The sequence below is a fragment of the Nonomuraea sp. NPDC003201 genome (assembly GCF_053590415.1).
Genome location: NZ_JBSFTC010000007.1, coordinates 51,997 through 75,627 on the forward strand (window position 1 = coordinate 51,997; position 23,631 = coordinate 75,627).

Sequence of the window (23,631 nt, forward strand, 5' to 3'; positions counted from 1 at the left end):
TTTGGTGCTTCGCCCCATAGTGGAGACATGAGCGTGGCAGAGGCAAAGCGCATCGACCTGTCGGCGTTCCTGCGTACGCGTCGCGAGCGGATCACCCCCGAGATGGTCGACCTCGCGCCGGGACCGCGCAGGCGGACGCCCGGCCTGCGGCGCGAGGAGGTCGCCCAGCTCGCGGGCGTCGGCGTGACCTGGTACACGTGGCTGGAGCAGGGTCGGCCTATCAACGCCAGCGCCCAGGTGCTGGACGCGATCGCCCGTACGCTCAGGCTTGACGCCGCCGAGCGCCAGCACCTCTACCGGCTGGCGGGCCAGGCGCTGAGCCCGGCCGACACCGACTCGGGCCAGGTGACGCCCGAGATGCGGCAGATCCTCGACCGGCTCGGCGACATGCCCGCCGTCGTGACCAACAGCCGGTGCGACGCCCTGGCCTGGAACGCCGCCTACGCCGCCGTGTTCCCCGAGCTGGTCAGCGCGCCGGAGGGCGAGCGGAACTCGCTCTGGTACACCTGTCTCACCCCCGCCCCCGCGACCCTGCTGCTCAACCGCGACCAGGAGCTCGCGCGGGCCGTGGCGGTGTTCAGGGGCGCCTACAGCCGCCACGTGGACGACCCGTGCTGGCAGGACTTCGTCCGCCGGCTCAGCTCGGAGAGCGCCGAGTTCGCGCGGTTGTGGGCCAGGCAGGACGTGGCCGAGCCGGGGCCGAGGGTGAAGCGGTTCAAGCACGTGGAGCTGGGGGAGCTGCGCTTCAGCACGACCAGCCTCACCGCCGTGGCCGAGATCCGGCTGGTCGTGTACACGCCGATGGACGACGCGACCCGGGAGGCGATGCGCAGGTTGCTGGAGAAGGGGGAGCCTGCGCGGTAATCCGCCCTGCATGGCATGCTCAATCCCTAAACGACCGGATTCGAGCGGAAGTGGCGGCAGATGAGATTCCCCCGTGCCCTCCCGGTGTTCGCCGTCGCCGCGTCCTTGGTGGCCTGCTCATCGGCCCCCGAGAAAGAGCCGCAGAGCAAGCCGGTGGACCAGCAGGTGGCCGAGTCGCCGACGGCGAAGCCCAAGCCGAAGCGGCGGCCGTACACGATCTCCTTCGGCGGGGACGTGCACTTCGAGGGGATGCTGCGGGGACGGCTGGCCGGCCCGAGCACGGCGCTCGGGCCGATCGCGAGCGTGCTGCGCAAGTCCGACTTATCGATGGTGAACCTGGAGACGGCGATCACCACGGGCGGGACGCCGGCGCCGGGGAAGCAGTTCACGTTCCGGGCGCCGCCGACCGCCTTCACCGCGCTGAAGGCCGCCGGGGTCGACGTCGTGTCCATGGCCAACAACCACGGCATGGACTACATGGAGACCGGCCTGGCGGACACGCTGGCGGCGATCAGGACCAGCAAGTTCCCCGTGGTGGGGATCGGGAAGAACGCGGCGCAGGCGTACAGGCCGTTCCGCAAGACCGTGAACGGCAACCGGGTGGCCATCATCGGGGCCACGCAGGTGCTGGACGCGGAGTTCATCCAGTCGTGGACGGCCACCGCCGACAAGGGCGGGCTGGCCTCGGCCAAGGACGAGGCCAGCCTGTTGCGGGCGGTGCGGCAGGCGCGGAAGAACTCCGACACCGTGATCGTCCACCTGCACTGGGGCACCGAGATGCAGAAGTGCCCGAACCCGGCGCAGCTCTCGCTGGCCCCCAAACTGGTCGAGGCGGGCGCCGACGTGGTGGTCGGCGGGCACGCGCACATCCTGCTCGGATCCGGGTACCTGGACAACGCGTACGTCAACTACGGCATGGGCAACTTCGTCTTCTACAACTCCACGCCCGGCACCACGGGCCGGACCGGCGTCCTGACGCTGACCATCAACGGGCGGAAGGTGCTCAAGGACAGCTGGACCCCGGCCACCATCCAAGGCGGCGTGCCCGTCCCGATGACGGGGCCCGCGCGGACCCAGGCGGTCGCGGACTGGAAGGCGCTGCGCGCCTGCGCCGGGCTGGCCGCGCGTCCTTGAACGATCTATGCTACTGGACGATTCGTCCAATAGGAGGTCGCGATGCGATGGGTCGAGTCCGGTGACGTGCGGCTGGCGGTCTTCGAGGAGGGCGACCCGGCGAACCCGACGGTGCTGCTGCTCCACGGATACCCCGACACGCACCGCGTCTGGGACGAGGTGGCCGCGCTCCTGCGCGACCGCTACCACGTCGTCCGGTACGACGTGCGCGGGGCGGGGGAGTCCACGGCGCCACGGGACAGCCGGGACTACGACTTCGACCACCTGATCGCCGACCTCGACGCCGTGATCGATGCCGTGATCGACGCTGTGATCAACGCTGGGGGCGCCTCCAGGGTGCATCTCGTGGGGCACGACTGGGGGTCGCTCCAGGGCTGGGAGGCCATCGGGCGGGCCGGGATCCGGGAACGGATCGCGTCCTTCACGAGCCTGGGCGGGCCCGGGCTGCGGCAGGCCGCTCATTTCCTGCGGCACGGGAAGCGGCGGGACGTCACGGCGCAGCGCATCAAGTCCTGGTATATCGGGGCATTTCAGGTTCCGGTGGTGCCGGAGTTGGCGTGGGGCTCGGTCATGCCGGGGATCATCTCCCGTACGCTGCGGCGCGAGGGCATCGCGCCACGGCCCGGGCATCCGGCGCCGACGCTGGCCGAGGACGGGCGCAACGGGCTCTGGATGTACCGGCGGAACATGGGCGCGGACGGCGATCCGGGTGTCGGCGACGTGCCCGTGCAGATCATCGAGGCCACGCGGGACGCCTTCGTGACCCCGGCGCTGCTGGCCTCGATCGGACAGTGGGTGCCCAGGCTCCGGCACCGGAAGGTGGCGGCCGGGCACTGGGCGCACCGGAGCCGTCCCGAGGCGGTGGCCCGGATGATCGCCGAGTTCGCCGACGGCGCCCACGCCGTGCGGGGGTCGCGGCGGGCCTTCGACGGGCGGCTGGTGGTGGTCACCGGCGCGGGGTCCGGGATCGGGCTGGCGACGGCGCGGGCGTTCGCGGCCCATGGCGCCGAGGTGGTGTGCGCGGACATCGACGCGGACGCGGCGGCGCGGGCCGCCGACGCCATCGCCGAGGACCTCGGGGGTACGGGGCACGCCGTGCAGGTCGATGTATCGAATATCGGCCAAATGGAAGATTTTTCGCGAAATATCATCGCTCAATATGGAGTGCCGGACATTGTGGTGAACAATGCCGGGATCGTCGTCGCCGGGTCTTTTCTTGATCATACGGTGGACGACTGGCGCAGGACCGTCGACGTCAATCTGTGGGGCGTCATCCACGGATGCCGGCTCTTCGGCGCCGCCATGGTCGAACGCGGCGAAGGCGGCCACATCGTCAACGTCGCCTCTCTGGCCGCGTTCGCGCCGTCCCGGCTGCTGCCCGCGTACTCGACCTCCAAGGCGGCCGTGAAGATGCTCAGCGACTGCCTCAGGGCCGAGCTGGCCGGGCACGGGATCGGGGTGAGCGCCGTCTGCCCGGGGTTCGTCTCGACGCCGATCGCGCGCAACGCCACGTACGTGGGCGCTGACCTGCGCGAAGAGGCCGTACGGGGCCTGGCGCGGCGCGGCTATCCCGCCGAGCGGGTGGCCGCCCACATTCTGCGCGCCGTACATCGGAATCAGGCCGTCGTACCGGTCAACCTGGAGGGGAAAATCGGGTATGCCCTTTCCCGGATTTCGCCTGGAACGATGCGCGCGCTCGCGCGTCGGAGCGGAACCATAAGAAATCCAGGAATTGGCAGGTAACGATCGCCCATCCGGGAGAAGATGACTGCGTGTCCTCGCCGCAACTCGATGATGATTGCGCCCAGCCCAGAGCACTCAGGCGCCAGCCGGCCCAGCGCCGCAGCGCACGCCGCGTGGAGCGGATGCTCGACGCGTGCGCGGAGCTACTCGACGAGACCGGATACGAGGCCCTGTCCACCACTCGCATCGCCGAGCGGGCAGGGGTCGCGATCGGGTCGATCTACCAGTTCTTCCCCGACAAACGGGCCGTCACGCAGGAGCTCACCCGGCGCAACGTCGAGGAGTTCGTGCGCAGGGTCGACCGCAGGTTCCTCACGGAGGAATATCGCGGCTGGTGGGAGGCCATCGACGCGATCATCGACGAGTACGTCGACATGCACAGGACGGTCCCCGGCTTCAAGAGCCTCCACTTCGGCGACGCCGTCGACCTCAACCTGCTCGACTCCGACTCCGACAACAACACCGTGATCGCGGGGCGGTTGCGGGGGTTGCTGCTCAAGGAGTTCGGGCTGGCCGACAGCCCGGAGCTCGACCTGGCCGTGCTGGTGGCGGTCGAGGCCGGCGACGCCGTGCTCAAGCTGGCCTTCCGCCGCGACCCCAAGGGCTCGCCGGAGATCATCGACGCGGCCAAACAGCTGATCCGGGGCTTCCTGTCGCGCCAGCTGCGGTCCTGGCCGGTCCGCTAGTCCGGCCTGAAGTCCGCCACTTCCTTGATCAGGCCTGCCAGCCAGGCAGGCACCCGTCTCCCGTGCTCGCCGAGGGCGATCGCGGGCACCTGCTGGAACCGCGGGGTGGCCGGCGTCCGCAGGCATGGTGACGACATCGAGGCGGGACGCGCTTCCCTTGCCTCGCGGACATGCAGCCTTGCCTCCAGGGCATGCAAGTTGCGCTCCGCGGATTCGATGGCCTCCAATCGGGCCGACAAATAACCCGCCACACCGGGGACGAGGGCCGCCAACACGACGACACAGGCCAGTGTGAAGGTCATCTGCTTGGACACGCCCATCACAGCCCCCTTGCTCGCGTAGCAGCAAAGCGACCCGTATATGCCCTGTCACCTGGGCGGACACGCTCAGGGTCAGCACTATTGGACGCGGCGTTACCGAATTTGTGACTGACCGGCGATGCGCATTGACCGGGCAAAGCGCCGACTGGCTCGGTAGTCTCGCGGTGTGGCGCATGTGACCCGTGAGCACCTTGATCGTCTGCTTGAGCAGGCCCTATTGGCCGACGACCACAGTTCCCTGGCCAGTCGGCTGTACGACGTAGCGCTCGGCTATTCGTCGGGCGACGTCTCCAGGGCGTCCATCCTGGTCCTCGCTGCCGAAGAATGGCGGGCGGCAGGCCAGCCGGCGCGCGCTATGGAGTGTTTCCAGCGCGCGGTCGAGGACGGCGGCGAGGCGGGCTTCGACCCGCGCGCCGGCATCGCCGACACGCTCTTCGAGCTCGACCGGCCCGATGAGGCTAGGGAGGTCATCGAGACCATACGCGCGGAGGGCGGCGTCTCCACGGCGACCGCTCATACGATCGCCGAGACGCTGGTCGCCTACGGGGACCTCCAGGGAGGGCTCGAATGGGCCACCCAGGCGGTCCTGGGATGCGACGAGAACGATCCGGAGCAGGGGGCGCTCCTGCGCACCCGCTACCGCATCCGGGTCGACCTCGGGCTTCCTGAGGACGAGCTGGACGCCCTCGCCCGCTGACCACCCCACCACCCGGCCCGCCTCGGCTCCCAGGACGGCTCAGAGCCCTCTGGGGCGCCTTCGGGCGGGTCGGGTGGTGTGGACCGCTTCGGGGCGGCCCGGCTGAGGGTGAATCAGGTGTGGGTGGTTCAGCGCAGCCCCAGCTCCCGCGCCAGCCCGGTGAACCCGTCCACCGCGGGCTGGCCGCCCGGCAGCATCGAGGTGCCCTCGACGCTCTGCACCGCCTTGGGCAGCAGGATGTCGACCACCTGGGACCCGACCTCCGCGACCGGCTCCTTCAGGTCCAGCGGCGACTCGACGGCGGAGCCCGCGACGCGGTTCTGGTACGGAGCGGCGTTCCCGAGCGGCATCTCGGCGGGCAGCTTGGCCACCAGCGGCGTCTGCGGCAGCACAGGGAGGGCGGGCAGCGCGGGCACCTCGGCCGCGGTCGCCAGATCCTTCATCGAGGTCGAACCCGGCACCACGGGGAACAGCGCGGGCGAGGCCGAGAACAGCGAGGGCATGCCCCAGTTCGCCGCCAGCCCGCCCAGGTCGGCGATGCCGAGCGCCTCGCGCCCGGTGGCCAGCCCCGTCAGGCCGAGCTGCCTGGCCATCTCCCCGGCCGCCATGGCGAGCTTGTTGCTCTCGGTGGTGACCAGCTTGCCGCCGCGGGCGCCGGTTTCGTCCAGGCGCACCTGGGTGCGCTCCTCACAGTACGTGGCGATCGACTTGGGCGACAGCAGGGCCGGCTCCCCGCCCTTGCACATGTCGGCCGTCGAGGGGGTCGCGGCCAGCCAGGTGATGCCCGCGGTCAGAGTGGCCACCGCGATGATGCTCCGGATCTTCTGAGATGACACGTCACGTCCCTGATCGTTTTCGGTGATCCGACGAACGCTGAACGTAGCCACACATTCGGCCGCGGGCGTGCGGCTTGTCCGAAGAGTGGACCGGACCTTACCAAAGACGTGGCCGGATGACCGGGACATGACACGCCGGCCAGGGCCACCACGTGCCGGAAGCACAACGGAAGACGACAGAGCCCGGGGACCCGCGTAGGGTCCCCGGGCTCGAAGGAACGCCGTCAGGCGCGCTGGATCAGGAGTTCGTCGTCCCCGAGGTCGACCTTCACCTTGTCGCCGTCCACGACCTCGCCCGACAGCACGGCCTTGGCCAGCTTGTCGCCGATGGCGGACTGGACCAGGCGGCGCAGCGGACGGGCGCCGTACAGCGGGTCGTAGCCCGTCAGGGCCAGCCACTCGCGGGCGGCGGGGGTGACCTCCAGCGCCAGCCGGCGGTCGGCCAGGCGCCGCGCCAGCCGCTCGACCTGCAGGTCGACGATCTGCGCCAGCTCCTCCGTGCCCAGCGCGTCGAAGAGGATCACGTCGTCGAGCCGGTTGAGGAACTCCGGCTTGAACGCGTTGCGCACCGCGCCCATGACGGCCTCGCGCTTGGCTCCGTTCTCCAGCTTGGGATCGATGAGGAACTGCGACCCGATGTTGGAGGTGAGGATCAGGATCGTGTTGCGGAAGTCGACCGTGCGGCCCTGCCCGTCGGTCAGCCGCCCGTCGTCGAGCACCTGGAGGAGGATGTCGAAGACCTCGGGATGGGCCTTCTCGACCTCGTCCAGCAGCACGACCGTGTACGGGCGCCGCCGGACGGCCTCGGTGAGCTGGCCGCCCTCCTCGTAACCGATGTAGCCGGGAGGCGCGCCGACGAGCCTGGCCACGCTGTGCTTCTCGGAGTATTCGCTCATGTCGATCCGGGTCATCGCCCGCTCGTCGTCGAACAGGAACTCCGCCAGCGCCTTGGCCAGCTCGGTCTTGCCCACCCCCGTGGGCCCGAGGAACAGGAACGAGCCCGTCGGCCGGTCGATGTCGGCGATGCCCGCCCGGCTGCGGCGTACGGCGTCGGAGACGGCCTGTACGGCCTTCTGCTGCCCGATCAGCCGCCTGCCCAGCTCGTCCTCCATGCGCAGCAGCTTGGCCGTCTCGGCCTCCAGGAGCCGCCCCGCGGGGATGCCGGTCCACGACGAGATCACCTCGGCGATGTCGTCGGCCCCGACCTCCTCCTTGACCATGGCGTTGTCCGGCGGCGCGGCGTCGGAGGCGGCCTTCAGCGCCTGCTCCAGCCGGGGCACCTCGGCGTACATGAGCCTGGAGGCGGCCTCGAAGTCGCCGTCGCGCTGAGCCCGCTCGGCGGCGCCGCGCGCCTCGTCGAGCTGCTTCTTCAGCTCGCCGACCTTGTTGAGCCCGGCCTTCTCGTGCTCCCAGCGGCCGACGAGGGCGTTGAGCTCCTCCTGGCGGTCGGCCAGCTCCTTGCGGAGGCGTTCGAGCCGCTGGACGGAGGCCTCGTCGGTCTCCTTGGACAGGGCCAGCTCCTCCATCTTCATCCGGTCGACGTTGCGCTGGAGCTGGTCGATCTCCACGGGACGGGAGTCGATCTCCATGCGCAGCCGCGAGGCGGCCTCGTCGACCAGGTCGATGGCCTTGTCGGGGAGGAAGCGGTTGGTGATGTAGCGGTCGGACAGCGCGGCGGCGGCCACCAGCGCGCTGTCGGCGATCTGGACCTGGTGATGGGCCTCGTAGCGGCTCTTCAGCCCGCGCAGGATCGCGATCGTGTCCTCGACCGAGGGCTCGCCCACGTAGACCTGCTGGAAGCGGCGCTCCAGCGCCGGGTCCTTCTCGATGCGCTCGCGGTATTCGTCGAGCGTCGTCGCGCCGATCATGCGCAGCTCGCCGCGGGCCAGCATCGGCTTGAGCATGTTGCCCGCGTCCATCGCGCCCTCGGCGGCCCCGGCGCCCACGACGGTGTGCAGCTCGTCGATGAACGTCACGATCTGCCCGTCGCTCTCCTTGATCTCGGAGAGCACGGCCTTCAGCCGCTCCTCGAACTCGCCGCGGTACTTCGCGCCGGCCACCATCGCGCCCAGGTCGAGCGAGATCAGCCGCTTGTTGCGCAGCGACTCGGGCACGTCGCCGGCCACGATGCGCTGGGCCAGGCCCTCGACGACCGCGGTCTTGCCGACGCCGGGCTCGCCGATGAGCACCGGGTTGTTCTTGGTGCGCCGGCTGAGCACCTGGACGACGCGGCGGATCTCGGAGTCGCGGCCGATGACGGGGTCGAGCTTGCCGGCGCGGGCGCGCTCGGTCAGGTCGACGCCGTACTTCTCCAGCGCCTGGTAGGTGTCCTCAGGGGTCTCGCTGGTGACGCGGGCGTGCCCGCGTACCTTCTCGAACGCGTCGAGCAGCCCCTGCGGCGTCGCGCCCTGGGACCTGAGCAGCTCGGCCACCTGGCCGCCGTCGGCGGCCAGGCCGACCAGGAGGTGCTCGGTGGAGACGTAGAGGTCTTCGAGCCGGTTGGCGTGCTGGGCGGCGGTGTTGAGCACCGTGAGGAGCTGGCGGGAGCTCGACGGCGCCCCCACCGTCGCGCCCTGCGCCTTCGGCAGCGCCGCGAGCTGCTCCTCGGCCCGCGCCCGCAGCGTGCGCCAGTCGGCGCCGACGGCTTCGAGCAGGGGTGCGGCGGTGCCGCCCGTCTGGGAGAGCAGGGTGGTCAGCAGGTGGGCCGGGGAGATCTCAGGGTTGCCCTCCGCGGCGGCACGCCGCATGGCACCCGAGAGCGCTTCCTGGCTCTTCTGGGTGAGCTTGTAGTCCATTCTTTCTATGCCCCCGGTGGCAGCTCATATCGGATCAACGCTCTGACCATGCGCATCTCGGCACGCAGGCGGTGAACCTCCTCACGCAGCCGCAGAGCTTCGTTCTCGAGTTCGAGGATCCGCTTGATGCCCGCGAGGTTGATGCCCTCCTCCTGGGAGAGCCGCTGCACCTCGCGCAGCTGGATGATGTCGCGGGTCGAATAGAGGCGGCCGCGCCCCGCCGTGCGGCCAGGACTGACCAGGCCCAGCCGGTCGTACTGGCGCAGCGTCTGCGGGTGGAGCCCTGACAGCTGCGCGGCCACCGAGATCACGTATACAGGTGTGTCATCTGACAGGTCGAAATAATTGGCGTCCATCGGCTACTCGCTTCTGGCTCGCTGAATCAGCTCAGCGCGCGGGTCTTCACCCGCGGTCGCGGTGTTGAACTCGTTGAGGAGCTCACGTGACTTGTCGTCGAGCGTCTTCGGCACCACCACCTCGACCATGGCGAGCAGGTCTCCCTTGGTGCCGTCTTTGCGGGTCACGCCCCTGCCGCGCACGCGGAACGTGCGCCCGTTGGGCGTGCCCGTGGGAATGCGCAGCGTGACCGGCATGCCCTTGAGGATCGGCACCTTGATCTCCGCGCCGAGCGCCGCCTCCGTGAACGTGACCGGCACGGTGATCGTCAGGTTGTCACCCGACCGGCCGAAGACGGCGTGCGGCTTGACGTGCGTGAGGATGTAGAGGTCGCCGGCGGGCCCGCCGTTCTCGCCCGGCGCCCCCTTGGCCTTGAGCTTGACCCGCTGGCCGTCGGCCACGCCGGCGGGGATGCGGGCCTGGATGGTGCGGGTGCTCTTGGCCCGGCCGCTGCCCTCGCACACGGGGCAGGGGTCGTCCACGATCAGCCCGCGGCCCTTGCAGTCGCGGCAGGGCTCGGAGAAGGCGAAGTTGCCCAGGTTTCGGCTGGCCGCGCCCGTGCCTTCGCAGGTGGGGCAGACCCTGGGGGTCGTGCCCGCCTTGGCGCCGGTGCCGGTGCACGCGGCGCAGGCGGCCGAGCTGGTCAGCCTGAGCGACACCGTGGTGCCCTCGACCGCCTCGGTGAACGTCAGCGTGACCTCGGACTCGATGTCCTGGCCACGCCTCGGCCTGGACGTGGTGGTCGTGCGGGTGGTGCCGCCGCCACGGTTGAACAGCCCGCCGAACAGGTCGCCGAGCCGCTCGCCCGCACCGCTGCCGGTGTTCTGTCCGGTGCCGCCGAACAGGTCGCCGAAGTCGAACGGGAAACCGCCACCACCGGGCCGCTGGCCGCCCACCCCGGACCCGAACAGCGTGCGCGCCTCGTCATATTCCTTGCGGCGCTTGGTGTCGGACAGGACGTCGTAAGCCTCGGAGACCTCCTTGAACTTGGTCTCCTTGGTCACGTCGCCCTGGTTGGTGTCCGGGTGGTACTGCCTGGCCAGCTTCCGGTAGGCCTTCTTGATCTCTTCGGCGGTGGCGGTCTTGGGCACACCAAGGACGGCGTAGTAGTCCTTCTCCAGGAAGTCCTTGGTGCTCATCTACGGCCCTTCGTCCTCGTTGTCAGTTTTCGTCGTCGTCATTGGACGCGGGAGTGGCGTCCCCGGGCTCCGCGACGGCCACCCGCGCCGGGCGCAGCACCCTGTCACCCATCCGGTATCCAGGCTGCAGCACCTCGATCGCGGTCGGCTCGGTGACCTCGGATGAGTAGCTGTGCATCAGCGCTTCGTGGACGGTCGGGTCGAACGGCTCGCCCTTCTGCCCGAAGGCGCTGAGGCCCAGCTTGGTGACGGCCGCCTCCAGCGACTCGGCCACCTTCGCGAAGCCCCCGGTGAGCTCGCCGTGGTCGCGGGCCCGGCCGATGTCGTCGAGCACGGGCAGGAGCTCCACCAGCGCGCCCGCGACAGCCTGTTCCCTGACCGCGGCGCGGTCGCGCTCGACCCGCTTGCGGTAGTTCACGTATTCGGCCTGGAGTCGCTGCAGGTCCGCGGTCCGCTCGGCGAGCTGGGACTCCAGCTCGCCGTTGGCGAAGACCTCCGCCGCCGGCGGCTGGGCCGCCTGGTCGGCGACGGTGGTGTCCCTGACCTGCCCCGTGTCCGGGTCGATCTTGCGGTTGTCGCGGATCACCGGCTCGTCATGCCCGTTGTCGCGCGGCGGCATCACTTGTCCTTCTTCGGCTCGTCGTCGACGATCTCGGCCTCGACCACGTCCTCGTCGGCCTTCTGGCCGTCACCGGCGGCGGCGTCCTGCGGGGCGCCCTCGCCACCGGCCTGCTGGCCCTGGCTCGCGGCGTAGATCGCCGAACCCATCTTCTGGCTGACCGTGGCGAGCTTCTCCGCGGAGGTGCGGATGACGTCGGTGTCGGTGCCCTCCAGAGCCTTCTTCAGCTCGGACAGGGCGTCGTTGACCTCGGTCTTGATGTCGCCGGGGACCTTGTCGTCGTTCTCGCGGAGGAACTTCTCCGTCTGGTAGGCGAGCCCGTCCGCGTTGTTGCGGACCTCGGCCTCCTCGCGGCGCTTCTTGTCCTCCTCGGCGTACGACTCGGCCTCGCGCATCATCCGCTCGATGTCGTCCTTCGGCAGCGCGGAGCCGCCGGTGATCGTCATCGACTGCTCCTTGCCCGTGCCCAGGTCCTTGGCGGAGACGTTGACGATGCCGTTGGCGTCGATGTCGAAGGTGACCTCGATCTGCGGGATGCCGCGCGGCGCCGGCGCGATGCCGGTCAGCTCGAAGGTCGCCAGCTTCTTGTTGTACGAGGCGATCTCGCGCTCACCCTGGAAGACCTGGATCTGCACGGACGGCTGGTTGTCCTCGGCCGTGGTGAAGACCTCGGAGCGCTTGGTCGGGATCGTCGTGTTGCGCTCGATGATCTTGGTGAAGATGCCGCCCTTGGTCTCGATGCCCAGCGACAGCGGGGTCACGTCGAGCAGCAGGACGTCCTTGACCTCACCCTTGAGCACGCCGGCCTGCAGGGCGGCGCCGATGGCGACGACCTCGTCCGGGTTGACGCCCTTGTTGGGCTCCTTGCCACCGGTCAGCTCCCTGACCAGCTCGGTCACGGCGGGCATCCGGGTCGAGCCGCCGACGAGCACCACGTGGGCGATGTCGGAGACCTTGATGCCGGCGTCCTTGATGACCTGGTGGAACGGGCCCTTGGTCCGCTCGAGCAGGTCGGCCGTCAGCCGCTGGAACTCGGAGCGCGTCAGCTTCTCGTCGAGGTGCAGCGGGCCCTCGGACGAGGCCGTGATGTAGGGCAGGTTGATGTTGGTCTCGGACTGGCTGGACAGCTCGATCTTGGCCTTCTCGGCCGCCTCGCGCAGGCGCTGGAGCGCCATCTTGTCCTTGGACAGGTCGACGCCGTGCGCGTTCTGGAAGCGCTTGACGAGCTCGTCGACGACGCGCTGGTCCCAGTCGTCACCACCGAGGTGGTTGTCACCGGAGGTGGCCTTGACCTCGACGAAGCCGTGGCCATCCTCCTGGCCGACGTCGAGCAGCGACACGTCGAAGGTGCCGCCACCGAGGTCGAAGACCAGGATGGTCTGGTCCTGCTCCTTGTCGAGCCCGTAGGCGAGGGCCGCCGCGGTCGGCTCGTTGATGATGCGGAGCACGTTGAGGCCCGCCACCGTGCCGGCCTCCTTGGTGGCCTGGCGCTGGGCGTCGTTGAAGTAGGCGGGAACGGTGACCACCGCGTCGGTGATCTTCTCGCCGAGGTAGGCCTCCGCGTCCTGCTTCAGCTTCTGCAGGACGAAGGCGCTGATCTGCTGGGGCGAGAACTTCTTGCCGTCGATCTCCTGGGACCAGTTGGTGCCCATCTCCCGCTTGACCGATCGGATCGTCCGGTCCACATTGGTGACGGCCTGCCGCTTGGCGACCTCACCGACGAGGACCTCGCCGTTCTTCGCGAAGGCGACCACGGACGGCGTGGTCCGCGAGCCCTGCGCGTTGGCGATGACGGTGGGCTCACCGCCCTCGAGGATCGAGACGACAGAGTTGGTCGTCCCAAGGTCGATACCTACCGCACGTGCCATGAGTACGTCCTTGTAGTCAAAGTTGAGTCTTGTGGACTCAAGGTACGAATGCCGGTCGTCTTTGTCAAACGACTTGAGCCTACTCGACTCAAGCCTCGTGAGCGCACCGGCATTCCCTCTAACGGCGGTGGATCCGCGGAAGGTTCCTGGGCGCGAAGACGCCCCGGCACCGGGCCGGGGCGTCGGGCTACATGGCGCCCTACTTGGCGCCGTCGACGATCTTGCGCTTGCCGATCGGCTTCTTGAGCGTGATCGTGGTGGTCTTCTCGATCGCGATCATGATGCACGACACGTTCCTGGCCTTGGGCGCGGTGCCCTCGTACAGGGTGACCGTGACGAACTTGGGCGTCTCCTTGACCTTGACGCGGTCCAGCACCGTGCACGGGGCGACGCCCGACCACCAGGTGAGCTGGACCTTCCGCTTGGACACCGCCCTGGCCTTGGTCCAGCGGACCTTGTGGACGTTGATGGCGTTGCCGGTCGGCTTGACCGGTTGTGGGCCCTTCTCGGGGCTCTTCGTCGGGGTGGTGGTGACCGGCTCGGCCACGGCGGGCGGCTTGGCCGGGACCGCCGTGGAGGCCCGCTCGGCGGGCGCCGCCGCGCCGCAACTCGTCGCGAGCACCAGACAACCGGCCAGGAGAGTCGCAGTCATTGCACGCATACCCATTCGACGGACAGGAGTGTTCCGCGGTTCATCATGCCCCGGTTTAGTGTGGTTCACGTGCTCCGTCAGGCCCTTATTGCCATATCCAAGAGCGAACGCGCCGAGCGCCTCATCTCGACGTCGCCGCTGACCGCGGGCGTGGTCGGGCGCTTCGTCGCCGGCGACGTGCGCGGGGTGATCGGCGAGCTGACCCGCAAGGGGCTGCTCGTCACCGTCGACCACCTCGGCGAGGAGGTGACCGAGCAGGCGCAGGCCGAGGAGGGGGTCGCCGAGTACCTGCGGCTGCTGGCCCTGCTGCCCGCCGGCGCCGACGTGTCGGTCAAGCTGACGTCGCTCGGGCTGCGGCTGTCGGAGGGGCTCGCGTTCGACCACGCCGCCGCGATCTGCCGGGCCGCCGCGGCCCGTAACGTCACGGTGACGCTCGACGCCGAGGAGCACGACACGATCCCGGGCCTGCACTCCGTGCACGCCGCGCTGCGCAAGGACCATCCCGACGTGGGCGTGGTGGTGCAGGCGTACCTGCCGGACTCGCTGGATCGCTGCGAGAAGCTCGGCGGGGCCCGGGTGCGCCTGTGCAAGGGCGCGTACACCGCCCCGGGGGCCTACACCAGGCCCGCCGACATCGACCGCTCCTTCGTACGGTGCCTGCGGGTCCTGATGGCCGGCACCGGCTACCCCATGATCGCCACCCACGACCCCAGGCTCGTGCGGATCGCCTCCACGCTCGCCGTCCTTGAGGGCCGCGACGCGACCGGCTACGAGCACCAGATGCTGTACGGCGTGCGCCCCGACGAGCAGCTCCGCCTGGCAGGGCAGGGCGCCAGGATGCGCGTCTACGTCCCCTACGGCTCCGACTGGTACGCCTACCTCATGCGCCGCCTGGCCGAGCGCCCCCGCAACCTGGCCTTCTTCCTCAGGTCGCTGGTGAGCCGACGGTAGGCTGCCCCAATGATTGCGATTCTGGGCACGGGCAAGATGGGCGAGGCCCTGCTGTCCGGTCTGCTGCGCGCCGGGTTCAAGCCGGGCGACATCATGGCGACCAGCCGCCGGACCGAGCGGGCGCAGGCGCTGCGCGAGACGTACGGCGTGCGCACCGTCTCCAACTCCGAGGCAGCCAAGGTCGCCGACACCCTCATCCTGGCCGTCAAGCCGCAGGACATGGCCACGCTGCTGGCCGAGATCGCCCCGTACGTGCCCGCCGACCGGCTCGTGATCACCGCCGCGGCCGGCATCACGACGGCGTTCGTGGAGCAGCGGCTCGGTGTGGACGTGCCCGTGGTCCGGGTGATGTCCAACACGCCGATCAGGTTCGACGAGGCGATGAGCGTGATCTCGGCGGGCGCCCACGCGGGCGAGGAGCACCTCAAGCGCACCGAGGGCCTGCTCAGCCCGGTCGGCAAGGTGCTGCGCATCCCCGAGTCCCAGCAGGACGCCGCCACGGCCCTGTCCGGCAGCGGCCCGGCCTACTTCTTCTACCTGGTCGAGGCCATGGTCGACGCGGGCATCCTGCTCGGCATGCCGCGGGCCGCCGCGCTCGACATGGTCACCCAGTCGATCGTCGGGGCCGCCGTGATGCTGCGCGACTCGGGCGAGCACCCGGTGATCCTGCGCGAGGCCGTCACCTCGCCGGGCGGCACGACCATCGCCGCCATCGCGGAGCTGGAGCGGCACAGCGTGCGGGCCGCGTTCCTGGCCGCGATCGAGGCCGCCCGCGACCGGGGGCGCCAGCTCGCCTCCGGCTGAGAGACCGGCCGGCCTCACTCCTACGATGGGTCGGGTGACGTTACGTCGCGGCATCGCGCCGCTGCTCGTCCTTTTCGTACTGACGGGCTGCTCCTCCGAGGAGCGGCCCGCGGTCCAGGTCGGCGAGGTCGGCCGGGGCCCGGTCACGGAGGTCGTGGAGGCCCCCGCCACGATCGGCGCGCGTGCCTCCGCCACACTGCGCTCGCCCGCCCAGGGCACGATCGCCAAGCTGTACGTCCGCGAGGGCGACCGCGTGCGCAAGGGCCAGATCCTGGTCAGGATCAGCTCGCCCCAGGCCCAGAGCCAGCTCCGGCAGGCCCGCCAGGCCTCCAAGGCGGCCACCCCCGCGAGCTTCAGCACGCCGGAGGTCCGGCTGCCGTCGTTCGACACCCGGGCGTTCGACCGCAAGGTGGCCGCCCACTTCGCCAGGGCCCGCAAGGAGGCGAAGAAGGTCGAGGACGCGAAGACGCGCCGGCAGCTCCTGAACGCCATCGACCTCGCCCAGGCCCAGCACAAGGCGCAGACCAGGGCCCTGGCCTCGATCACCGTCCAGCTCAATCGCTCGATCAGCGGCCTGATGTCCGGCGTGACCGGCGGGCTGTCCCGCTCCATGGCCTCGCTGCAGGCGGCCTCGAAGTCGCAGGCCAAGGCCGCGGTCAAGGCGGCGGAGAGCACGGTCAGGTCGCTCACGATCAAGGCGCCGTTCGGCGGCGTCGTCACGCTCGGCCGCGCCTCGGGCGGCGGCGGGGCCGGGAGCGGCGTCGAAGGGCTGCTCAGCCAGCTGCCCGGCGGCGGGCAGCAGCTCCCGTCCCTGCCGTCGACGGGCGGCTCCACCTCCGGCAGCCCGGTCGTGGCGGGCGTCCCCGTCTCGGCGGGCGACTCCATCGTCACCGTCACCGACGTCTCCAAGCTCATCCTGGACGCCGACGTCGACGAGACCGACGTGCTGCTGGTCAAAAAGGGCGTGCGGGCCGGCGTCGAGCTGGACGCGGTGCCGGGCGCCACGTACACGGCCGTGGTGACCGGCATCGGTGTCACCCCCAAGGAGGGCACCACGGGCGGCGTCAGCTACCCGGTGCGGCTCACGCTCGGGCCCGGCGCCTTCGACGACGGCTCCAAGGCGCCCACCCCCAAGCCGGGCATGAGCGCCGTCACGCGGCTGACCGTGCGCGAGTCGCCCTCCGCCGTCTCCGCCCCGGCCTCGGCCATCGTCTCCAGCGGGCGCGAGAGCGTGGTCTGGGCGATCAGGAACGGCGCCGCGGAGCGCCGCGTGGTCAAGCTGGGGGCCCAAGGAGACGCGGTGGTCGAGGTGCTGAGCGGGGTGTCCGTGGGCGACCGGATCGTGGTCAAGGGCGCGGACTCCGTACGGCAAGGGCAGCGGATCCCATGACGGCCGCCATCGAGGCGGTGGACCTCACCCGGCGCTACCAGCTCGACGGCGTGGCCGTGGAGGCGCTGCGCGGCGTGTCGCTCCGGATCGACCCGGGCGAGTTCGCCGCCATCGTCGGGCCCTCCGGGTCCGGCAAGTCGACGCTCATGCACCTGCTCGGCTGCCTCGACCGTCCCAGCTCGGGCGTGCTCAAGGTCAACGGGGTGGAGATCTCCGGATTGTCCGACACCGAGCTGGCCGAGCTGCGGAACAAGACCATCGGATTCGTCTTCCAGTCCTTCCACCTGCTGGCCAGGACGTCGGCGCTGGACAACGTGGCGCTGCCGCTGGTCTACCGGGGGGTCGGCCGGGCCGAGCGGCGCGCGCGGGCCCGTACGGCGCTGGAGGCGGTCGGGCTCGGGCACCGGCTGGAGCACCGGCCGTCCCAGATGTCCGGCGGCGAGCAGCAGCGCGTCGCCATCGCCAGGGCGCTGGTCGGGGAGCCCAAGGTGCTGCTGGCCGACGAGCCCACGGGCAACCTCGACACCGCCAACGGGGCCGAGGTCATGGCCATCCTCGACCGCCTCAACGGCGAGGGCGGGGTGGCGGTGGTGCTCGTCACGCACGAGCCGGAGGTCGCCGCCCACGCCCGGCGGCAGATCCACGTACGGGACGGGTTGATCGAGAAGGACACGGCGTGAAATCCAGCGAGGCGTTCGCGATGGCGCTGGAAGCTCTGCGGGTGAACCGGCTGCGCAGCGTGCTGACCATGCTGGGTGTGATCATCGGCGTGCTGGCCGTGGTGATCCTGGTGGCCATCGGCACCGGGGCGAAGGACGAGATCGAGAAGCAGATCTCTGGCCTCGGCACGAACATCATCCTCGTCGTCCCCGGCCGCATCAGCCTGGGCGCCGCCCCGACGCAGAGCAAGCTGGGCCTGGCCGACGTGGCCTACCTGCGGCGCGTGGTGGGCGACCCGTCGAAGGTGACGGTCTCGCTGCAGTCGGGCGAGACCGTACGCGTCGGCAGGGCCGAGGCGTTCGTCACGGTGATCGGCACCGACCAGAACCTCGTCAACATCTTCGAGCGCCCCCTGGACAAGGGCCGCCCGCTGAGCGAGACCGACGTGGACACCCGGCGCAGGGTGGCGGTGCTCGGCTCGGAGGTGGCCGACCGGCTGTTCGGCGACCTGGACCCGATCGGACGGCAGGTGACGGTGTCAGGGGCCAGGTTCCGGGTGGTGGGCGTGTACGCCGAGATCGGGCAGACGTTCGGGCTCTCCCGCGACCAGGAGATCCACATCCCGGTGACGACGGCGCAGCGGCTGCTCGGGATCGAGCGGATCAACGGGCTGGCGGTCGGCGCGTCCGGGCCGGACGAGATCGATCCGCTGTCGGAGAAGGTGACCGCGGCGCTGCGGGCGCGGTATCCGGGCGAGCAGTTCTCGGCGGTCACGCAGACCGCGCTGCTCGGCACGATCGGCAGCGTGCTCGGCATGCTCACCGGCGTGCTGGCCGCCATCGCGGGCATCTCGCTGCTGGTCGGCGGCGTCGGCGTGTCGAACATCATGCTGGTCAGCGTCCGCGAGCGCACCCGGGAGATCGGGCTGCGCAAGGCGCTGGGGGCCAGGCAGCGCGACATCCTGGCCCAGTTCCTCATCGAGGCGGTGCTGCTGACCACGATCGGCGGGCTCGCCGGGATCGTGCTCGGGGTGGGCGGCGCGCTGGCCATCACGGCGTTCACCGAGGTGCCGGCGTCGATCACGTGGTGGTCGATCGCGCTGGCGTTCGGGGTGTCGGCGGCGGTCGGGGTGTTCTTCGGCGTGGCTCCGGCGCGGAGGGCGGGCCGGCTGGACCCCGTCATCGCCCTCCGCGCCGAGTGATCTCAGGCGTCCCGCCTCTGCATCAGGACGGCCCCCGCGATCACGGCGATCACGACCCAGACGAGGTAGACGCCGAACCCGTCCCACGGGCCGAGCGAGTTGCCGCCCCGGGGCATCACGATCTGCGAGCCCGCGTTGGTGGTGAAGTAGTCGGACACGGTCTTGCCCCACTGCCCGGGCAGCATGGTCGTCACCTGCGGCAGGACCAGCATCAGCGCGATGGCCGAGACGATCGCGCCCGGCGTGTGCCGGACGAGCGTGCCCAGCCCCAGCCCGAACAGCCCGCAGGCCGTCAGGTAGAGGCCGCCGCCGAGCACGGCCTGGACCACGTCACCCGTCTCCAGCGCCGGCGGCTGCGTGACCATCAGGCTGACGAGGACCGAGGCCCCGGACGCGACCGTGGAGACGACCAGCGACACCGCCGTGAACACCACGATCTTGCCGGTCAGCAGGCTCATGCGCTTGGGCACGGCCATCAGCGACGTGCGGATGCCGCCCGTGCGGTACTCGCTGGAGATGACCAGCACGCCCAGCGTGGCCATGGACAGCGAGGCGAACATGGTGCCGACCAGCCCCATCATGATCGCCTGCGGTGCGTCGATCGGCCCGTCGGCCGAGTTCTTCGCGGCGATGCTGATGAGCGCGCCCATGCCCAGCATCAGCAACGCGGTGACGGCCAGCGTCCACACCGTCGAGCGGACCGAGCGGATCTTGGTCCATTCGGACCTGAGGATGTCGATCATGACGAGAACTCCAGGCTGTCCTTGGTGAGCTCCATGTAGGCCGCTTCGAGCGAGGGCTGCACGAACGTCAGCTCCTCCAGCGGGATCCCGGCCCGCGCGGTGAGGGTGCCGATCTCGAGCGTGTTCATCGCGGTCACGCGCAGGTGGTCGGGGTGCAGCTCGCCGACCTTGACCAGCTCGGCCACCTCGGCCAGGCGGGGCGAGCGGACCCGTACGTACCCCTGCGAGCTGCGCCCGATGAACTCCCGCACGCTCGTGTCGGCGATGAGCCGCCCCTTGCCGATCACGATCAGGTGGTCGGCCGTCTGCGCCATCTCGCTCATCAGGTGGCTGGAGACGAACACGGTCCGGCCCTCGGCGGCCAGCTTGCGCATGAACGTGCGGATCCACAGGATGCCGTCGGGGTCGAGCCCGTTGACGGGCTCGTCGAAGATCAGGATCTCCGGGTCGCCGAGCAGCGCCGCGGCGATGCCCAGCCGCTGCGACATGCCCAGCGAGAACCCGCCGACCCGCCGCCTGGCCACCTCGCGCAGGCCCACCGCGTCCAGCACCTCGTTCACGCGGCCCGCGGGGATGCCGTTGCTCTGGGCGATGGCCAGCAGGTGGTTGTACGCGCTCCGCCCGCCGTGCACGGCCTTGGCGTCCAGCAGCGCGCCCACCTTGCGCAGCGGATGCCTCAGCTCCCCGTACGGCCGGCCGTCCACGAGCACCGAGCCGCCGGACGGCCGGTCGAGCCCGAGGATCATGCGCATGGTCGTCGATTTGCCGGCCCCGTTCGGCCCCAGGAATCCGGTCACCTGGCCCGGCTCGACGTCGAAGGACAGGTCTGAGACGGCCGTGGTGCCGCCGTAGCGCTTGCTCAGGTTCGTAGCTCGTATCGCGCTCATGATCCCAGCGTGCCGTCGCGCGTGCCCGGTTTCCTCCTGCCAGGGAACCGTCTCCGGCGAGGGGGTCTGGGAGCGTGGTCCTACTCTCCTGGGCGGATCAGCCCCGCCTCATATGCCACGATCACGGCCTGCGCCCGGTCCCTGACGCCGATCTTGGCGAACAGGCTCGTCACGTGGTTCTTGACGGTCGAGGGGGAGACGGACAGATCCTGGGCGATCTCGGTGTTGGACCTGCCGCGGGCGATCAGCACGAGGACCTCCCGCTCGCGGTCGGTCAGCCCGTCCAGCTCGGCGGGTACCGGCCTCGGCCGGGACACGTGAATGAACGTGCCGATCAGCCGGGTCAGCAGGCGCGGCGCGACGGCCGACTCGCCCCGGTGCACCACGCGCACGCCCTCGATGAGCTCCTCGGGGGAGACGTCCTTGGGCAGGAACCCGCCGGCGCCCGCCCTGAGCGCCGCGACCACGTTCTCGTCCAGGTCGAACGTGCTCAGCGCGAGCACCCGCACCTCCGGCAGCTCCGCGGTGATCAGCTCGGTCGCGCGCACCCCGTCGAGACCCGGCATGTGCAGGTCCATCAGCACCACGTCCGGCCGCAGCCGCCGGCACAGCTCCACCGCCTCGGTCCCGTCCGCGGCCTCGCCGACCACGCCGAGGTCGGGCTGCGCGTCGAGCATCAGCCGGAAGCCCTTGCGGACCAGCTCGTGGTCGTCGGCCAGCAGTACCTTGATCTTCACGGCGCCTCCAGGGGGATGCGGGCGTGCACGCGGAAGCCTCCTTCTGGGCGGGGCCCGGTCGAGAGCTGGCCGCCGCATAACGCCACCCGCTCGGCCATGCCGCCGAGCCCGAACCCCGGCGTGCCGCCGCCCGCCGCCAGGCCGTCGTCCACCACCTCGACCTCCACGGCCCGGGGCTCGTACGCCAGCCGCACGCTGGCCCTGGCGCTGGTCGCGTGCTTGCGGGTGTTGGTCAGGGCCTCCTGCACGATCCGGTAGACGGCGTGGTCGACGGTCGCGGGCAGGGCGACGGGCTCGCCCGTCACGACCAGGCTGGCGGGCAGCCCCGCCGACTTCGCCTCCTTGATCAACGAGGGTAGCCGGTCCGCGCCCACCCCGGTCGCGGCGTCGGGGCCCTCGCTGCCGTCGGCCCTGAGCACGTCCAGCAGGCGGCGCATCTCCGACATCGCCTGCCGGGCGGTCTGCTCGGCGCTCTCCAGCGCGTTCCTGGTGACCTCCTGCTCGGGCGGGAGCGTCGCCCGCGCGCCGCCGACCAGGGCGTTGATGACGGTGATGTGGTGGGCGACCACGTCGTGCAGTTCCCTGGCGATGCGCCGCCGCTCGGCGCGCACGGCCGCGTCGGCGGCCTCGCGCAGGCCGCGCTCGGCGAGCTCGGTCCTGAGCCGGACGATCAGCCCGATGCCCACGGGCACGCCGACGGAGAACAGGGAGATCACCCAGCCGCCGGTGAACTGCCTGAGCACTTCCGCCGCCGTCGCGTACGCGGCGAACACCGCCGCCGTCGCGATCGCGGTCGTGCGGCCCGCGGTGTAGCGGCCCACGCTGTAGAGCGCGATGGACGCGGCCACGCCGCTGTTCATCGCCGTTACGGTGGCGATGCTCGCGATGTCCACCGCGGTCACCAGCGCGACGGTGACGAGCGGCCTGCGGCGGCGCATGAGCAGGAGCGGCATGCCCGCCAGGTAGAACACCGCGCTCGGGACGGACGTCATGTCGCCCCGGCGAAGCATGAAGAACAGCGCGATCAGGGCGGGAAGCGACAGCACGACCACGAGGGTCGTGTCGAAGACCTTGGGACGTCTGAAGTAGCGCACGATCTTGAGGAAGGTTCGCCGCACGCTACGACCCTAATCATGAAATTTCTAGATCGGTTGGCCGGCTCTGGGCTACAAGGCGGCGTCTGCCCTGCGGTAACGTCGCCCCAAGGACGCGAGGGAGCGCCGTCGCCTGGACTGAGGAGCGTCGGGAGCGCAGCGGCCAGAGCGACGAGGGAAGGCGACGGCTCCCCAGCGACCGAGCCGCCTCCACGGAGTGGAGGCCATGAACACGAAGGGACAGGGATGAGCCGGTCGGCGCGGGTGATCTGGGACGACGCTCTCACCTCCTACAACTTCGGCCCGAGCCATCCGCTCGCCCCCGTGCGCGTCGAGCTGACCATGGCGCTCGCCCGCGCGCTCGGCGTGCTCGACAAGGTCGAGATGGCCGGCTGCGAGCCCGCGACGGACGCCGAGCTGGCCATGGTCCACACGAGCGACTACATCGAGGCCGTCAAGCGCGTGTCCGCCTCAGGGCGGCCCGATCTCGGCGCCGGGCTCGGCACCCCGGACAACCCCGCGTTCCAGGGCGTGCACGACGCCTCCGCGCTGATCGCCGGCGCTTCGCTGGCCGCCGCCCGCGCGGTCTGGGAGGGCTCGGCCGAGCACGCCGTCAACGTCGCCGGCGGCCTCCACCACGCGATGCGCTCCGCCGCGAGCGGCTTCTGCGTCTACAACGATCCCGCGCTGGCCATCGCCTGGCTGCTGCGGCAGGGGGCCGGCCGCATCGCGTACGTGGACGTGGACGTCCACCACGGCGACGGCGTCCAGGCGGCCTTCTACGACGACCCCAGGGTCCTGACGATCAGCCTGCACGAGAGCCCGCGCACGCTGTTCCCCGGCACCGGCTTCCCGGAGGAGACCGGGGCGGAGGGCACGTCCGTCAACGTCGCGCTCCCCGCGGGGACCGGCGACTCGGGGTGGCTGCGGGCCTTCCACGCGGTCGTGCCGCCGCTGCTGCACGAGTTCCGGCCGGAGATCCTGGTCACCCAGCACGGCTGCGACAGCCACGCGCTCGACCCCCTGGCCAACCTGATGCTCAGCGTCGACGGCCAGCGGGCCGCGTACGCCGCCCTGCACCACCTGGCCCACGAGACCGCCGGCGGCCGGTGGATCGCCACCGGCGGCGGCGGTTACGAGCTGGTGCAGGTGGTGCCGCGGGCGTGGACCCATCTCATCGCCGAGCTGGCGGGTCACCCGGTCGATCCGGCCACCCCGACGAGCGAGAGCTGGCGCCAGTTCGTCAGGGAACGTACGGGCGAGACGCCGCCGCTCACGATGACGGATGGCCGCAATCCGGAATTTCGTGACATCTCTGGTGGTTATGACCCAGCGGACCCCATTGACCGTGCTGTCATGGCGACCCGACATGCGGTGTTCCCCCTGCACGGCCTCGATCCAATGCCCTAACGAGG

The 23,631-nt window shown here is 70.5% G+C and carries 22 protein-coding genes and 1 pseudogene; 11 read left to right on the forward strand and 12 right to left on the reverse strand.

All coding sequences use genetic code 11. From position 1 onward, the window contains the following. Nucleotides 1-27 precede the first annotated feature (27 nt). The 4 genes from ACWDX9_RS05485 to ACWDX9_RS05500 all read left to right on the forward strand — a co-directional run bounded on the left by ACWDX9_RS05485 (nucleotide 28) and on the right by ACWDX9_RS05500 (nucleotide 4,427). Complete coding sequence (locus ACWDX9_RS05485) at nucleotides 28-864, forward strand: helix-turn-helix transcriptional regulator (RefSeq protein ID WP_449949395.1); 837 nt, start codon at nucleotides 28-30, stop codon at nucleotides 862-864. Nucleotides 865-924: 60 nt separating this feature from the next. Next, nucleotides 925-1,998 carry a CapA family protein gene (locus ACWDX9_RS05490; RefSeq protein WP_449949398.1) on the forward strand — a complete coding sequence of 358 codons (1,074 nt, stop codon included), beginning with the start codon at nucleotides 925-927 and terminating at the stop codon, nucleotides 1,996-1,998. 42 nt (nucleotides 1,999-2,040) lie between these two features. After that, nucleotides 2,041-3,741 (forward strand): SDR family oxidoreductase, encoded by a 1,701-nt coding sequence (locus tag ACWDX9_RS05495; RefSeq protein WP_449949400.1) that lies wholly within the window; start codon nucleotides 2,041-2,043, stop codon nucleotides 3,739-3,741. A gap of 122 nt (nucleotides 3,742-3,863) precedes the next feature. Then, nucleotides 3,864-4,427 (forward strand): TetR/AcrR family transcriptional regulator, encoded by a 564-nt coding sequence (locus ACWDX9_RS05500; protein WP_350739856.1) that lies wholly within the window; start codon nucleotides 3,864-3,866, stop codon nucleotides 4,425-4,427. Here the strand turns inward: ACWDX9_RS05500 and ACWDX9_RS05505 are convergent. Then, complete coding sequence (locus tag ACWDX9_RS05505) at nucleotides 4,424-4,747, reverse strand: hypothetical protein (protein WP_350739711.1); 324 nt, start codon at nucleotides 4,745-4,747, stop codon at nucleotides 4,424-4,426. The two genes, ACWDX9_RS05500 and ACWDX9_RS05505, sit on opposite strands and share 4 nt — an antisense overlap. A gap of 166 nt (nucleotides 4,748-4,913) precedes the next feature. Between ACWDX9_RS05505 and ACWDX9_RS05510 the strand changes: the two genes are divergently transcribed. Next, nucleotides 4,914-5,444 carry a tetratricopeptide repeat protein gene (locus ACWDX9_RS05510; RefSeq protein WP_313044179.1) on the forward strand — a complete coding sequence of 177 codons (531 nt, stop codon included), beginning with the start codon at nucleotides 4,914-4,916 and terminating at the stop codon, nucleotides 5,442-5,444. A gap of 128 nt (nucleotides 5,445-5,572) precedes the next feature. On the opposite strand, the gene ACWDX9_RS05515 is transcribed toward ACWDX9_RS05510, so the two are convergent. From ACWDX9_RS05515 to ACWDX9_RS05545, 7 genes and pseudogenes are all read right to left on the reverse strand, one after another. Then, complete coding sequence (locus tag ACWDX9_RS05515) at nucleotides 5,573-6,280, reverse strand: hypothetical protein (protein ID WP_449949405.1); 708 nt, start codon at nucleotides 6,278-6,280, stop codon at nucleotides 5,573-5,575. 224 nt (nucleotides 6,281-6,504) lie between these two features. Next, on the reverse strand, nucleotides 6,505-9,075 hold the full coding sequence (clpB, locus tag ACWDX9_RS05520) for an ATP-dependent chaperone ClpB (protein ID WP_449949408.1): 2,571 nt from the start codon (nucleotides 9,073-9,075) through the stop codon (nucleotides 6,505-6,507). 32 nt (nucleotides 9,076-9,107) lie between these two features. Beyond that, nucleotides 9,108-9,431: pseudogene (locus ACWDX9_RS05525) on the reverse strand (heat shock protein transcriptional repressor HspR); the annotation flags it as partial. Nucleotides 9,432-9,434: 3 nt separating this feature from the next. Further along, nucleotides 9,435-10,610, reverse strand: a complete 1,176-nt coding sequence (dnaJ, locus tag ACWDX9_RS05530) for a molecular chaperone DnaJ (RefSeq protein ID WP_363976823.1) — start codon at nucleotides 10,608-10,610, stop codon at nucleotides 9,435-9,437. Nucleotides 10,611-10,632: 22 nt separating this feature from the next. Beyond that, nucleotides 10,633-11,229, reverse strand: a complete 597-nt coding sequence (gene grpE / locus ACWDX9_RS05535) for a nucleotide exchange factor GrpE (protein ID WP_449949410.1) — start codon at nucleotides 11,227-11,229, stop codon at nucleotides 10,633-10,635. Further along, nucleotides 11,229-13,097, reverse strand: coding sequence for a molecular chaperone DnaK (gene dnaK, locus ACWDX9_RS05540; RefSeq protein WP_350739729.1), 1,869 nt, complete (start codon nucleotides 13,095-13,097; stop codon nucleotides 11,229-11,231). Before dnaK ends, grpE begins: the two co-directional genes overlap by 1 nt. Nucleotides 13,098-13,296: 199 nt before the next feature. Further along, the gene (locus ACWDX9_RS05545) at nucleotides 13,297-13,749 is read right to left on the reverse strand and encodes a hypothetical protein (RefSeq protein WP_449949413.1); all 453 of its coding nucleotides are present in this window, start codon (nucleotides 13,747-13,749) and stop codon (nucleotides 13,297-13,299) included. 69 nt (nucleotides 13,750-13,818) lie between these two features. Here ACWDX9_RS05545 and ACWDX9_RS05550 point away from each other — a divergent pair, with 69 nt between their 5' ends. From ACWDX9_RS05550 to ACWDX9_RS05570, 5 genes are read left to right on the forward strand one after another with little or no spacing between them, the layout of a single operon-like run. Further along, nucleotides 13,819-14,700, forward strand: coding sequence for a proline dehydrogenase family protein (locus tag ACWDX9_RS05550; RefSeq protein ID WP_449949416.1), 882 nt, complete (start codon nucleotides 13,819-13,821; stop codon nucleotides 14,698-14,700). A 9-nt stretch (nucleotides 14,701-14,709) separates the two neighbouring features. Then, on the forward strand, nucleotides 14,710-15,504 hold the full coding sequence (gene proC, locus ACWDX9_RS05555) for a pyrroline-5-carboxylate reductase (RefSeq protein ID WP_350739738.1): 795 nt from the start codon (nucleotides 14,710-14,712) through the stop codon (nucleotides 15,502-15,504). A 34-nt stretch (nucleotides 15,505-15,538) separates the two neighbouring features. Further along, on the forward strand, nucleotides 15,539-16,894 hold the full coding sequence (locus ACWDX9_RS05560) for an efflux RND transporter periplasmic adaptor subunit (protein ID WP_449949418.1): 1,356 nt from the start codon (nucleotides 15,539-15,541) through the stop codon (nucleotides 16,892-16,894). Then, nucleotides 16,891-17,574, forward strand: coding sequence for an ABC transporter ATP-binding protein (locus ACWDX9_RS05565; protein ID WP_449949420.1), 684 nt, complete (start codon nucleotides 16,891-16,893; stop codon nucleotides 17,572-17,574). Before ACWDX9_RS05560 ends, ACWDX9_RS05565 begins: the two co-directional genes overlap by 4 nt. Continuing rightward, entirely contained in the window at nucleotides 17,571-18,755 is a 1,185-nt protein-coding gene (locus tag ACWDX9_RS05570) for an ABC transporter permease (protein ID WP_449949423.1), read from the forward strand. The genes ACWDX9_RS05565 and ACWDX9_RS05570 overlap by 4 nt, the downstream gene beginning before the upstream one ends. A 2-nt stretch (nucleotides 18,756-18,757) precedes the next feature. Here ACWDX9_RS05570 and ACWDX9_RS05575 read toward each other — a convergent pair whose 3' ends face one another. From ACWDX9_RS05575 to ACWDX9_RS05590, 4 genes are all read right to left on the reverse strand, one after another. Next, nucleotides 18,758-19,498 carry an ABC transporter permease subunit gene (locus ACWDX9_RS05575; RefSeq protein ID WP_449949425.1) on the reverse strand — a complete coding sequence of 247 codons (741 nt, stop codon included), beginning with the start codon at nucleotides 19,496-19,498 and terminating at the stop codon, nucleotides 18,758-18,760. Continuing rightward, a complete protein-coding gene (locus tag ACWDX9_RS05580) occupies nucleotides 19,495-20,385 on the reverse strand; it encodes an ABC transporter ATP-binding protein (RefSeq protein ID WP_449949428.1) in 891 nt (296 codons plus the stop codon). Before ACWDX9_RS05580 ends, ACWDX9_RS05575 begins: the two co-directional genes overlap by 4 nt. 80 nt (nucleotides 20,386-20,465) lie before the next feature. Continuing rightward, nucleotides 20,466-21,122, reverse strand: coding sequence for a response regulator (locus ACWDX9_RS05585; RefSeq protein ID WP_449949431.1), 657 nt, complete (start codon nucleotides 21,120-21,122; stop codon nucleotides 20,466-20,468). Continuing rightward, entirely contained in the window at nucleotides 21,119-22,240 is a 1,122-nt protein-coding gene (locus tag ACWDX9_RS05590) for a sensor histidine kinase (protein WP_449949433.1), read from the reverse strand. The genes ACWDX9_RS05585 and ACWDX9_RS05590 overlap by 4 nt, the downstream gene beginning before the upstream one ends. 222 nt (nucleotides 22,241-22,462) lie before the next feature. On the opposite strand from ACWDX9_RS05590, the gene ACWDX9_RS05595 reads away from it, so the two are divergent. After that, nucleotides 22,463-23,626 carry an acetoin utilization protein AcuC gene (locus ACWDX9_RS05595; RefSeq protein WP_350739760.1) on the forward strand — a complete coding sequence of 388 codons (1,164 nt, stop codon included), beginning with the start codon at nucleotides 22,463-22,465 and terminating at the stop codon, nucleotides 23,624-23,626. The last annotated feature ends 5 nt before the right edge of the window (nucleotides 23,627-23,631 follow it).

What these genes read in the sequence shown, in the direction of transcription:
- ACWDX9_RS05485 (WP_449949395.1), top strand. Translation starts at nt 28, where the DNA reads ATGAGCGTGGCAGAGGCAAAGCGCATCGACCTGTCGGCGTTCCTGCGT.
- ACWDX9_RS05490 (WP_449949398.1), top strand. Translation starts at nt 925, where the DNA reads ATGAGATTCCCCCGTGCCCTCCCGGTGTTCGCCGTCGCCGCGTCCTTG.
- ACWDX9_RS05495 (WP_449949400.1), top strand. Translation starts at nt 2,041, where the DNA reads ATGCGATGGGTCGAGTCCGGTGACGTGCGGCTGGCGGTCTTCGAGGAG.
- ACWDX9_RS05500 (WP_350739856.1), top strand. Translation starts at nt 3,864, where the DNA reads ATGCTCGACGCGTGCGCGGAGCTACTCGACGAGACCGGATACGAGGCC.
- ACWDX9_RS05505 (WP_350739711.1), bottom strand. Translation starts at nt 4,747, where the DNA reads ATGGGCGTGTCCAAGCAGATGACCTTCACACTGGCCTGTGTCGTCGTG.
- clpB (WP_449949408.1), bottom strand. Translation starts at nt 9,075, where the DNA reads ATGGACTACAAGCTCACCCAGAAGAGCCAGGAAGCGCTCTCGGGTGCC.
- dnaJ (WP_363976823.1), bottom strand. Translation starts at nt 10,610, where the DNA reads ATGAGCACCAAGGACTTCCTGGAGAAGGACTACTACGCCGTCCTTGGT.
- grpE (WP_449949410.1), bottom strand. Translation starts at nt 11,229, where the DNA reads ATGCCGCCGCGCGACAACGGGCATGACGAGCCGGTGATCCGCGACAAC.
- dnaK (WP_350739729.1), bottom strand. Translation starts at nt 13,097, where the DNA reads ATGGCACGTGCGGTAGGTATCGACCTTGGGACGACCAACTCTGTCGTC.
- ACWDX9_RS05545 (WP_449949413.1), bottom strand. Translation starts at nt 13,749, where the DNA reads ATGACTGCGACTCTCCTGGCCGGTTGTCTGGTGCTCGCGACGAGTTGC.
- proC (WP_350739738.1), top strand. Translation starts at nt 14,710, where the DNA reads ATGATTGCGATTCTGGGCACGGGCAAGATGGGCGAGGCCCTGCTGTCC.
- ACWDX9_RS05565 (WP_449949420.1), top strand. Translation starts at nt 16,891, where the DNA reads ATGACGGCCGCCATCGAGGCGGTGGACCTCACCCGGCGCTACCAGCTC.
- ACWDX9_RS05575 (WP_449949425.1), bottom strand. Translation starts at nt 19,498, where the DNA reads ATGATCGACATCCTCAGGTCCGAATGGACCAAGATCCGCTCGGTCCGC.
- ACWDX9_RS05580 (WP_449949428.1), bottom strand. Translation starts at nt 20,385, where the DNA reads ATGAGCGCGATACGAGCTACGAACCTGAGCAAGCGCTACGGCGGCACC.
- ACWDX9_RS05595 (WP_350739760.1), top strand. Translation starts at nt 22,463, where the DNA reads ATGAGCCGGTCGGCGCGGGTGATCTGGGACGACGCTCTCACCTCCTAC.